We start from the raw sequence: 11,574 nt of genomic DNA on the forward strand, positions 1-11,574 counted from the left end.
GTTCGACGCCACGGCCACTCATCCGGCGAAGGTCAGCAGCGCCACGTCGCGCCGCGAACAACATCAGGACAAACCCGAGTATGCCGAGAACCACAATCAGCGGAGTTCGGTTGAGCGCGACCCCGACGACCAGGACGACCAACCCGAGCCCGAACAGGAGAAGGCTACGGCGCACCCTGCGCAGCAGGTAGGTACGAGGGTTCGTCGAGCGGACCGTGCTCGCGAACTTCGGATCGTCCTCGACGAGCGCGCGCTCGATCTGTTCCAGCAGGCGCTGCTCGTTTTCCGAGAGCGGCATCGACGCTCCTCCCACGACCGGCAGGTCCGGCAGACGGAACCTGACACCCAAGAATAGGCACGACCGAGCGGGTGCGGTAGACAACCGACCATGCCGAGACAGACCGATCGGTTCGTCCTGTCGTCAGTCCTCCCCGGCAGCGTCCCCGCCCATGCCCGGACGTGTCATCAGAGATGCCGGTCGGACCATATCGGTGCCGAACCGGAGACGAGCCCGATCAGCAGCGCGTTCGGCATCCCGCCACCCGAACCGGCGCTCGCCGAGCGTCGGTTGGTGGCCGATTTCCCCTGCTGGTACCAGCTTCTCGGCCCGCACACCGACCAGGCGTACCACCATGCCCGCGCGCGGAAGCCCGTCGAAAAGATCACACATCGTCCGGTAGATCGTCTGCGCGACGTCGGTGGGCTCGGGCAGCGTGCGTGCCCGGGTCACGGTGGTGAAGTCGCCGTAGCGGACCTTGAGCGAGATGGTGCGGGCGACATGGCCCTGGCTGCGTAGTCGGGCTGCGACCCGTTCGGACAACCGCAGAAGCTCCCGGACGATGCCGGCCCGTTGCGCGGTGTCGACGGGGAACGTCTCCTCGGCACCGATGCTGCGTTCCACCGCAGGTGGACTGACCGCCCGGTCGTCGTGGCCGTGCGCGAGTGCGGACAGCTGCGCTGCTGCCGCCTGGCCGAGCGCGAACTGGAGCGTGGCGAGCGGGGTGTTCGCAATATCACCGATAGTGCGCAGACCGAGACGGTGCAGGATCGCTTCGGTGCGTTCCCCGACTCCCCACAGCGCGGCTGTCGGCAGCGGGTGCAAGAAGGTAAGGACACCATGGGCGGGGACCAGCAGCAGCCCGTCCGGCTTGCACCGCGCCGATGCGATCTTGGCAACGAACATCGACGGTGCCACCCCGACCGAACAGGTGAGCTGCTCCTGCGAGGCCACCCTCGCCCGGATGGCCGCCGCAACCCGGACCGGGGATCCCAGACGCCGCCGAGCGCCCGTGACGTCGAGAAACGCCTCGTCGAGAGACAGCGGCTGGACGATCGGTGTGACATCACGAAAAATTGCCATGATTGCCGCGGACGCCCGCCGGTAGGCGTCATGGTCGGCCGGCAGCACCACCGCAGCCGGGCAGAGCCGGCGTGCCCTGCCCATCGGCATGGCGCTTCGCACGCCGTAGCGGCGGGCCTCATAGGTCGCGGACAGTACCACTCCGCGCACGCCACCGCCGACGATCACGGGACGGCCGCGCAGCCGCGGGTCCGCGCGGACCGCGACCGACGCGAAGAAGGCATCCATGTCCACGTGGAGAACATGACTGCCCCCGTCATCGGGGATCACGTCGTCGGGCATCACGTCGTCGGGCATCACGTCATCGGTCGTTCGGCTGTTCACGGCGGCGGGCAAGGACGTGCAACTGGGTGGCGAGGTCACGGAAAGGGTGCCTGGACGAGGCTGCGATCTCCAGCCGCAGCAGCCGCTCCGCCGCGGAGGGATCCGCATCCACCAGAGCTCCGGGGACCAGGTCCGCAAACACCCGTACCCCGTGGATCGCGATCACATCGGCACCGGCGTCCGCCACCATGCGAGTGAGGGTTTCGGCGTCGAACCGGTGCGCCGGGTCGGATGTCGCGCACCGCCCCCCGGGATCGGCAAGCGCGTACCGGGCCTCCGCGAACCTACCGGCGAGCGCCCGTGCGAGCACGACCGCGTTCCGGTTCGCGGCAACGACACTGAGCAGGCCGCCGGGACGCAACGCCACGGTCGCGACAGCCAGGGCGCGGTCCGGCTCATCCACCACCTCCAGAACGGTGTGACACAGCAACACGTCCGACGACGCCACCCCGACGATCTCCGGAACGGTTGAAAGATCTCCCTGCCGAGCGTCCACGAGATGCGTGACCCCGCGCTCGGCCGCCCGCCGGTCCAGTGACGCGAGCGCGTCCGGGCTCGGATCGATGACGGTCACCCGATGCCCCTGTTCCGCCAGCGGCACCGCAAACCCTCCGCTCCCGCCGCCCGCGTCCACGATGCCGAGCGTGCTGTCGTCCCGTGGGGTCAATGCGGCAAGAGCATCTCGTAGTCCCTGCCAGACCACGGCCTGCCGAAGATCTCCCCAGGTAACCGGACGAGTTCTGACAGCCATGCCTTACCTCCCGTTGGGCGATGCCCGGTGAGGACTCCCCGACCTCTTCGGCAGGGTAGCCACGGACGACCACTTTCGAACCTCAGGTGGGGAGCCGGAGACCTATGGCTATGCCGACCACCAGACCTCCCAGGGACAGACCGGCCAACCGCAGTACCCAGTCAGGCGGACGCCGTCGTCCCCGCCGCAAAGCTTCGCGTGACTGCTCGGACACGTCAGACGGTTCCGTCCGTTGCGACACCTGCCGCGAACCGTTCCCACGAATGATCAGACTCACACATGACCCCCACCACCAGTAACCAAGATGCATCGGATGGTCACTGATAGTGAGCGCTGGCTCTGTGGTGTGCAAGACGAGTTACGCGGCCCGCCCGACCATTCGAATTGGAGATCGGCCCGGACAGCGGATTCGGTCACCGACGGCGCTGATCGTGGGAAAACCGGGCAAAATCGGCAACCATGGCCGGCAGTACCGGTTGGGATGGCAGACCCAACGTCGTTTCCACGACTCCGAGAAAAATCTCGACCTGTCGTACCAGGTCATCGGCATCACGGGTACCGACCACGGGCAGACCTGCCTCGGCCGCCGCCCGCCGGGCGGCACCTGCCGCGAAGAACTGCGCCCACTCCGCCAGCTCGGGTGCCACCGCCGCAAGCAGCCTCCAGGCACTCGCCGGCCGACCGCGATGACCGGGGCGAGCCTGTGCCCGGTCGGCGAGGACCGCCGCCGCGACACGCAACGCCGCCAGATGAGCCAGGGCGTACCGCTCTGCGGGGACCTGGACGAGACTCGCCTCGTCAAGGCCGTGCCGCGCGGCCATGAGCAGCTCGTCCCGGGAACGGCGGGGCAGGCCCACGGAGGGGATCGACGTTCGGACACCACGACGTCCCCGAGTCAGGACAGGCACCGCAGACGCGGCATACCGATCATTAGCCTGCTGACTCATGACCACCCCTTCCAGCATATCGAACGCATGTTCGAACACTGGAACGAGTAAACCTCACCCAAGCCAGATCGGTCAACATCACCGAAGGCGCCGGCTTACCGAGGGGATGAGGCAAAGAGCACCGCACGGATGACGCCGCGACAATCATCCGGACAACCCGCACGTCAACCGCAGTGGACCAACCAAGCCGCGGGGTCTCCCATCCCGAACGCTACGAATACATATCCGGCTGCAGTTCCTCGGGCCGGCCGTGGGGCCGCGCAGCCGGTTGCGCAGCCGGTCGCGCAACCGGCTGACCGTTGTCCGCCGACCGCGACCAGCCGACCGTGACCGGATCACGGGAAGCCCCGCCGTCCCACCTGATGCCGCCATCCCGGCCACGCCTGCCGGCAACCGGCGGCAGACCGGACAGCAACCGCAGAAACCAGCCCAACGTCAGGAGAACCAGCGGATCGTGGGCACCCCCACAGCGGCGGTGGTCGTCGTCCACGAACACCAGCGACGTACCGTCGTGTGCGAACCGGAGAAGACTGCGCCCACATCCGTCGAAAAAGCCGCACTCGAAGACGGACCTGCCGGGAACAACCCACCGCGCCGTATGACCGCCGGGGAGTTCGACGGTGCCGCCGCCGCGGCGGCGTGCTGGTCGGAAGGCGGCCAATGGGATTCGCATGACGGGGTCGAGTACCCGTATCCCGCGATGGTCGAGGTCGGCCTCCAGCGCCAGCGGACGCCCCTCAACCATCAGCTCGACCCGGCGGGCACCCTGCCAGTCCGCGAGGATCGCCGCGACACGGCTGTCGGCCGCTACCAGCACAAGGTGATCCTGTCTGCCATCGACGATATTCAGGGTCACCTCGTGCAGAAGTCCTCGCCGCCGCATCTCCTTCGTCGATGTGTCCGCCATGATTGGCACACCTCCTGTTGTTCCTTCGCCCCCGTTACAGGCAGGCTCGATGGAACAAATTGGAGCAGGTGGCCATCAACCAGCCGTACACATCCGATCACGGCGGACGTTGACGTCCTGTTGACAAACCCACTGGATCAACGGCTGGACGCGCGAAAGGGAACTCGCGGAACCTGGCGTGGCACCAGTCGCCCAGCCGACTCGAACACTCCGCCGCAAAGTGGTTGCGACAGTCTCGCACACGACGCACTCTGCGGTAGACAGACTTCAGAAAAGCAGAGCTGTCACCGTCACGAAGACCATTGGCCAAAGGAATCGCGATCATGGCTCTCGCCAAAGGCGGCGTCGTGACACGGTCGCGCCGCCGGAGGCCCCGAGGAAGCACCGAACCCGGAATCGGGTATCGCCGGATACCGCGACCGGACCGGTCGGCACGAGAAGGTCACATGCCAGACGAAGAGCACCTGCAGTTCGCAATCCTGGGACCCACCGAGGTCAGCCGCCACGGCGAAAGAATCGTTCTCGGTGGAAGACAGCGGAAGGCGCTGCTCACGGCCTTGCTGCTGGATGCCGGCCAGATCGTGACGACCTACCGGCTGATCGAGGCGGTCTGGGACGGTCATCCCCCGGACCGGGCGTTGGCGACCCTGCGTACGCACATGAGCGAGCTGCGCCGCCGACTCGACCCGACCGAGCGTAATCGGCTGCTCATCGGCCACGGTTCGGGATATTCGTTGCAGGTCGACTCCGAGCAGATCGACGCCGCGCGGGCTCGCACCCTGCTGGAGCAGGGCCGCCGCGCGCTCCAGGACGGTGATCCGGTCGCGGCGATAGCCCCGCTGCAGACGGCCCTGGGTTTATGGCGCGGCCAGGCACTCGCCGACGTCGCCGATTACACGTTTGCCGCCGCGCACGTGCAGCGACTCGACGAGTTGCACCGCGATGTGATCCGGACCCGGATCTCCGCGGACCTCTCCCTCGGCCGCCATCAGGAGATCATCGGCGATCTGCGGGGGCTGGTCACCCAATATCCACACGACGAGGGGCTGCGCAGGGAACTCATCGTCGCCCTCTACCGGGCCGACAGGACGGAGGAAGCGACCCAGGCATGCCGCGACGGACTGAAAGGTCTGCACGAACTCGGCCTGGACTCGGCCGCACTGCGCAACCTGCAGGAGCAGATCCTGCGGAGATCGAGCGCCCTGGCCTGGACACCACCGCGGGCACTGGAGCGCCCGCAGTCACCGGCGACGACCAGCCTCGGCATCTACCAGCTCCCCCCCGACATCGCAGACTTCACCGGCCGCGACAGCATCCGGACGCGGATCCTCACCGCGCTGACCGACCCGGCCGCGCTGGCTCGGGGCACGGTCGTGGCCGCGATCGCGGGCAAGCCCGGAGCGGGCAAGACCGCGCTGGCCATCCACCTGGCCCACCGGGTCCGCGAGCACTTCCCCGACCCGCCGTTGTTCTTCGACCTGCGGGGCACCCAGCCCACGGCGCTGGACCCGACCCGGGTACTGTCCCGGCTGGTGCAGGCACTCGGCGTGGCCAGGACCGCGGTGCCCCCCGACCCCGACGATCTCGCCGAGATGTACCACAACATCCTCGCCGACCAGCGCATGGTGATCGTTCTGGACAATGCCGCCGGTGAGTGGCAGATCCGGCCGTTGCTGCCCACCACCCCCGGCTGCGCGGTCATCGTCACCAGCCGGTCCCGGCTGCATGGTCTGGACGCCTTCCACCGGACCATCGCCGACCTGACCGCCACCGAAGCCGTCGCCCTGCTGGCGAAACTCACCGGTGACGACCGGGTCGAGGCCGAACCCGAAGCCGCCCGTGACATCGCCGGGCTCTGTGGTTACCTGCCCATGGCGATCCAGATCGCCGGCCGCAAGATCGCGGCCCACTCACACTGGAGGCTGGCCCGGGTTGCCGTCCGGCTGACCAACGAGCGTGATCGTCTGTCCTGGCTGGAACTCGGGGACATGGAGGTTCGAGCCAGCTTCGCGCTGAGCTATGACGGCCGACCCGAGGACGAACGCCGCGCGTTCCGGTTGCTCGCCCTGCCCAACATCGTCACCTTCGCGCCCTGGGCGGCCGCGGCCCTGCTCGACATCGACGTCGACGAGGCCGAAGACGTCCTGGACCGACTCGCCGACGCCCAGCTCCTGGAACGGCGTAATCCCGACCAGACCGGGCAGACCCGCTACCGGTTTCACGACCTGATGCGGGTGTTCGCACGGGAACGCCTGGCCGATATCCCGCCGGCCGGAACGGAACCGGTGAACCCGGTGAACCCGGCAGCCGCCGTCGCGGAAGAGCAGCGCACCGCGTTCACCCGGATACTGTCGGCGTATCTGACCGTCCTGGACCGCGCCACCGCGGCCTTCGCGCCGGGCGGAGCCTGGATGATCGACAACCAGGTCCTACCGGCGGCACCGCCGGACCCCGACACCCTCGCCGCGCTAGTCTCCTCGCCGCTGGTCTGGTTCGGCATCGAACGCACCAACCTCCACGCCCTGATCGAGCAGGCGGCCAGCCAGGAACTGGACGAGATGACCTGGCGGCTGGCCGCGGCAGCCACCCGGTTCTACGACTTCGGCGGCCACTGGGGAGACTGGGAGCAGACGCACAACCAGGGCCTCACCGCCGCCCGCCGGTCCGGCAACCCGTTGGCGGAAGCCACCATGCTGTGCAGTCTCGGCGACCGGGACATCGTCCTCGCCTTCGAGGAGGCCTTCTGGAATCTGGACGCCCCGGGCGCCGACCCGGACGGCCGGCCCGCCGTCCAGGCGAACAGCACCGCACGCGACCATCTCGACCTCGCCACCGAACGGTTCACCCGCAGCCTCGAGATCTTCGCTGCCATCGGCAACACCTTCGGCGAGGCACGCAGCCTGCACGGACTTGCCGACAGCTGCCGCGGCAAAGGGCAGCTCGACGAGGCGGTGGACTACTTCGACCGTGCCCTGTACCTGTTCCGCCAGTGCAACAGACCGGCCGCGGAGGCCGAGACGTTGGTGTGCCTGGCAATGTGCCACGGCGACCGCCACGAGATCACCGAAGCCGTCGCCTGCCTGAACACGACCATGACCATCGCCCAGGACCTCGACAACCAGCCCCTGGAGGCGTATGGGTTGCGCCGCCTCGGCGACCTCTACCGCAACCAGACCCGCCTGGAAAGCGCGCTCGTCGCCTACAACGAATCCCTGATCCTGCTCGCGGCCCTGCCCGACCAGCTGTGGGAACCCCGTATCCTGATCCGCCGCGGGGACATGCTCTCGCAGATGGACGACATCCACAGTGCCAGACGGTCCTGGCAGCAGGGCATCAACCTGCTGCGCCAGACCGGCTCCACGGAACTCGCCGCCGCCGAGCGGCGGCTGTCCTCGGCCGCACCCGCCGAACCCGCCCAGTTCGACGGCGGCCGTCTGCTCGGCGGGTTCGACCCCGACTACTTCATCAACCGCACCGCGGCCAGCCGGCGGATCGTACGGGTCCTCAACACCTGGACCGACCTGGTCACATCCCAGTACGAGCAGGCGTTCGCCGCCGCTGTCAGCACCGCCCTGCGTAACGGGGCGCTGGTCCAGATCCTCCTGCTCGACCCCGACTCGCCCGCGGCCGTGCAACGGGCGAAGGATCTGCGCCGCGTTGTCGACGTCCCTGACTCGATCAGAAGCAACCTGCGGCGGCTGGACGCGATCCGTGCGGGCCTGGACCCGCATCTGCGCCACCGGATGTCCGTACGGGTCTACACCGAACCGCCGCTGACGAGTTACCACCGGTGGGACAACGGAGCCATCGTCTCGACGTACCCGGTCGGCCGCTCCTCGTCGGCTTCCACTCAGCACGAGACGACCGTCGACTCCGCCCTCGTCCAGTTCATCGAACAGCGCTTCACCGACCTGTGGGACCCGGGCGTCAGCACAGGCCTCGACGACTACCTGCGGCTGCCCCTGCTCATCGACTCACGCGCGGGCGGGTCGGACGAACTGTCCGTGCTCTACATCCAGCTGGACGACTCGGTGTTCGTCGCCGACGACAAACTCGCCGCTCTAATCCGCGACAACGGGCCTGACGGGGTGCTGACACAGGTCGCCGGGTCAGGCCGGCATCCCCGCCAGACGCTGGGACGATGCCGGGCACTGCCGTGGCGCGATAACGCACCCCGGATTCAGGCGATCTTCCTGCAGAAGTACGGGGTGGAACCCGGCAGAGTGCTGCGACTGTCACCGCTACGGCCAGCAGGACCACGTACAGCAAGCCCCACCGTTCAGCCGTGAACCCGGTACGGTCCCGAGCATGGGACATGGCGGTGGATATCCGACGGAGACCTGCCCGTTCGTGACCATCGACCTGTGGGGGGTACGCCCCCGCCACGTGCCCCATGCCGTGGCACGGATGGCGCTGGACCGCCGCCATCTCCGGCGCACGACCGGGGTGGTCTTCGCCAGGCTGCTCGGTACCGGACGCGGCCGGACCTTCACCCCGCGCGACGCCGACATGCTGCGCTGGGGGCTGCTGACCGTCTGGGCATCTGCGCGGGACGCAGCCGTATTCGAACGGTCCGCCGTGATCACCGCATGGTCGGGTATCGCGCACGAACGATGGCGTGCCGAACTTCACCCGTTGTCGTCACGCGGACGGTGGTCGCGCCAGCGTCCGTTCGGGGACCCGGTGCCGCCGCCTTCCGGCACGACCGGGCCGGTCGCGGCGATCACCCGGGCGAGGCTGTCGATCCGGCGGGCCCGCGACTTCTGGCGGGCGGTGCCACCGGTGACCGAGGATCTTGCCCGAAGCGATGGCCTGCGGTTCGCCGTGGGAATCGGCGAGGCACCGCTCGGGCTGCAGGGAACCTTCAGTATCTGGGACGACGCCGCCGCGCTGCGCCGGTTCGCCTACGGTCGCGAAGCCCATGCCGATGTCGTTCGCCGCACATCCGATGACGGCTGGTACACCGAGGAGCTTTTCGCGCGCTTCGCCGTCCTGCATACCCACGGAACGATTAACGGACGTGACCCACTGGCACGATCCGGCCGGGACCGAACCCGCTGATCCGACCATGACCGGCGAGTCGGGATACCGATGGTAACCATGGTCACAAAGCACGGGGCCGTTAACCGTGCGTTGAAGATCACGCGGCACGGTGGAGGTTATGCCGAGCCCGGCCCTCATTACCATGACCGATATCACAGCGCGAGTCTCAGCGCAGGTCGGCGCAGGTCGGCGTAGGTCAGCGCAAACCACGGGGCAAGTTACAACAAGAACCAGCCATCGCCCATGAACCCATAAACACAGCCCTCCGGTAACCGAGTTTCACTCTGATTAACAGCCGAATGGAAACAGAAATGTCGACACCCGCCGACTCCGTCGTGTCCTTCCGCCCGCCGCGCCCAACCCGCCGGGTCCTCGTCGCGACCGTGGTGAGCGAACCCACCCGGCGGTCACTGCAGGCGATCCCTACCGTGCTGCTGCGCGCGGACCTCGCCGCCACGGCGTCCGCCCTGGCCGACACGCTGTCGACGTTGCGCCCCGACACCCTGGTCGTCGGTGCGAACGCCGTGGACGCGTCCGCGATCGCAGCGTGGGCGGCGGCGGTCCGCACACAGGACGATCATCGAAAACTTCTGATCATCCGCCGCGGGACCTCGCTCGCGGCCATCGACACGACCGCCGCGGCCGCCCACGGCGTCGAGGTCGTGAACACTCCGGAGGTCAACGCCCGCCACATCGCCCGGTTCGTCACCGACGCCCTGCTGGACGCCGCACGCGGCACGTTTCCGGACGCCCATTCGATCATCGTGGGGCTGATCGGTGCCGGCGCGATCAACGGACGGGTCGCACGTGCCGCAGCCGCCCACGGCCACCGGATCCTCGTCCACACGCCGTCCCTGGCCGCGGATCCGCGGGTCCGGGACGCATGGATGTCCACCCACGGCCTGGCGGACGCTCCCATCACCGTCGCCCGCGACATCGACGCGGTCTTCGCCGGGTCCGATCTCCTCAGCATCGCGGTACCGCTGACCGCCGATGGCCGGCACCCGACCCACGGGTTCATCAACCCCGCCCACGTCAAGGCATTCGCCGGCACCAGGATCGTGTCGATCAGCGAACCGGAGGTTCTGACCGAGGGTGCGGTCATGGAAGCCTACGGCCGCCGGGAGCTCACCGTTGTGATCGACAACGCACCCGGGCTCGTCGACCCGCTCCGCAAGAAAATAGTCGATCGTTTCCCGGACGGCGGAGCGTTGCGTCCAGGCTTCACCCTCAGCTCGGCGGCGATGCGCATGCCCGGCTGCGGCGAAGAACTTGACCAGGCATTTCTCACCGTGGTCGCCAACAGCGAGATCGCTGAACTACCTGCCGAGCCCGATGCCGGATCCGACGGCCTGCTGAACACCGAATCCGACGGCGAATCCGACGGCGAGTTGTGGGCCGCGGCACCGGTCGAACTCGGCGTCGAGCCATGGGTGGCCCGGCGAGATCGAGGTCGCCCCGAGGGCCGGGGCAACACAGACGGGATCATCATCATCGGTGGCGGGATCGTCGGGTTGACCATCGCCCTGAGCCTGCACACCGCCGGCCGGCGCAACATCCAGGTGCTCGACGCAGCCCCGGCCGACCGCACCGACCCCTCTCGGCAGGGCACCACCTACGGCGGGACCGACGGGCGCCACCTGTCACTGACCGAAACCGTTCCGCATGCCGACACGTCCCGCCGCAGCGTTCTCGCCCGGTCGCCGCGTGCCGGCGGCTGGCAGCTGCGCGACCCGAGCACCCTCGATGACAGGGAGCGCGGCTGGGTCGAGGCCTTCGAGGGCTTCACCGACCGCGCCGGCCTGCGCGCGCTCACCGTGGATCTCGTGGTCGGCCTCAACCGACTGGGCCTACGCGGCTGGGAGGCGTTGTTCGCCCGCTACCCACACGTTTTCGACCAGCTGCGGCGGGATACCCGACTTCCCCGCTGTTACCTGTCCGAGGCAGGCCTGGCCGCTGGGATGCTCCTGCAGTCCCAGATCGACTCCACGGTCCGCACGGTCGACCCCGACGAGATCACCCGCCGGTGGCCGGCGCTCGCCACGACCACGAGGACGGTGATGACCACGAACACCGCCGAAGCGGTGCCGGCGGCCCCACGGGCATCGGTCCACGGAGCCATCGAGGTTGACGGGTACGCCGTCAACATCCACCAACTTGCCGACAGCATCCGCGATCTCTCAGTGGCCAACGGCGTGCCCGTGCATGCCGGCTGCCGCGTACACAGCCTGCACCGGCTATC

Annotated in this window: 8 protein-coding genes; 3 read left to right on the forward strand and 5 right to left on the reverse strand. The window is 68.3% G+C overall.

Features of this window, described 5'->3' with window-relative positions:
• The 5 genes from NBW77_RS20620 to NBW77_RS20640 all read right to left on the reverse strand — a co-directional run.
• On the reverse strand, positions 1 to 298 hold a 298-nt coding region (locus NBW77_RS20620; protein ID WP_250280180.1), incomplete at its 3' end, for a DUF3040 domain-containing protein.
• A 123-nt stretch (positions 299 to 421) separates the two neighbouring features.
• Positions 422 to 1,657: a DNA polymerase IV gene (gene dinB / locus NBW77_RS20625; RefSeq protein ID WP_250280181.1), complete on the reverse strand. Its 1,236-nt coding sequence runs from the start codon at positions 1,655 to 1,657 to the stop codon at positions 422 to 424.
• Positions 1,658 to 1,661: 4 nt separating this feature from the next.
• Positions 1,662 to 2,435 carry a methyltransferase domain-containing protein gene (locus NBW77_RS20630; protein ID WP_131747430.1) on the reverse strand — a complete coding sequence of 258 codons (774 nt, stop codon included), beginning with the start codon at positions 2,433 to 2,435 and terminating at the stop codon, positions 1,662 to 1,664.
• Positions 2,436 to 2,848: 413 nt separating this feature from the next.
• Positions 2,849 to 3,382, reverse strand: a complete 534-nt coding sequence (locus tag NBW77_RS20635) for an SAV_6107 family HEPN domain-containing protein (RefSeq protein WP_165486199.1) — start codon at positions 3,380 to 3,382, stop codon at positions 2,849 to 2,851.
• A 211-nt stretch (positions 3,383 to 3,593) separates the two neighbouring features.
• On the reverse strand, positions 3,594 to 4,289 hold the full coding sequence (locus NBW77_RS20640; protein ID WP_131747431.1) for a hypothetical protein: 696 nt from the start codon (positions 4,287 to 4,289) through the stop codon (positions 3,594 to 3,596).
• Positions 4,290 to 4,735: 446 nt separating this feature from the next.
• On the opposite strand from NBW77_RS20640, the gene NBW77_RS20645 reads away from it, so the two are divergent.
• From NBW77_RS20645 to NBW77_RS20655, 3 genes are all read left to right on the forward strand, one after another.
• A complete protein-coding gene (locus NBW77_RS20645; RefSeq protein WP_250280182.1) occupies positions 4,736 to 8,578 on the forward strand; it encodes an AfsR/SARP family transcriptional regulator in 3,843 nt (1,280 codons plus the stop codon).
• Between the two features lie 61 nt (positions 8,579 to 8,639).
• A complete protein-coding gene (locus tag NBW77_RS20650) occupies positions 8,640 to 9,350 on the forward strand; it encodes a spheroidene monooxygenase (RefSeq protein WP_349817058.1) in 711 nt (236 codons plus the stop codon).
• 293 nt (positions 9,351 to 9,643) lie between these two features.
• Positions 9,644 to 11,574 (forward strand): FAD-dependent oxidoreductase (locus NBW77_RS20655; protein WP_250280183.1); only part of this gene is annotated, 1,931 nt, incomplete at its 3' end.

The organism is Frankia sp. Cppng1_Ct_nod (assembly GCF_920656135.1).
Lineage (GTDB): Bacteria > Actinomycetota > Actinomycetes > Frankiales > Frankiaceae > Protofrankia > Protofrankia meridionalis.

Excerpts from the sequence above, each read along its gene's own strand:
- dinB (WP_250280181.1), bottom strand. The coding sequence starts at position 1,657 with ATGCCCGACGACGTGATGCCCGACGACGTGATCCCCGATGACGGGGGC.
- NBW77_RS20645 (WP_250280182.1), top strand. The coding sequence starts at position 4,736 with ATGCCAGACGAAGAGCACCTGCAGTTCGCAATCCTGGGACCCACCGAG.
- NBW77_RS20630 (WP_131747430.1), bottom strand. The coding sequence starts at position 2,435 with ATGGCTGTCAGAACTCGTCCGGTTACCTGGGGAGATCTTCGGCAGGCC.
- NBW77_RS20640 (WP_131747431.1), bottom strand. The coding sequence starts at position 4,289 with ATGGCGGACACATCGACGAAGGAGATGCGGCGGCGAGGACTTCTGCAC.
- NBW77_RS20635 (WP_165486199.1), bottom strand. The coding sequence starts at position 3,382 with ATGAGTCAGCAGGCTAATGATCGGTATGCCGCGTCTGCGGTGCCTGTC.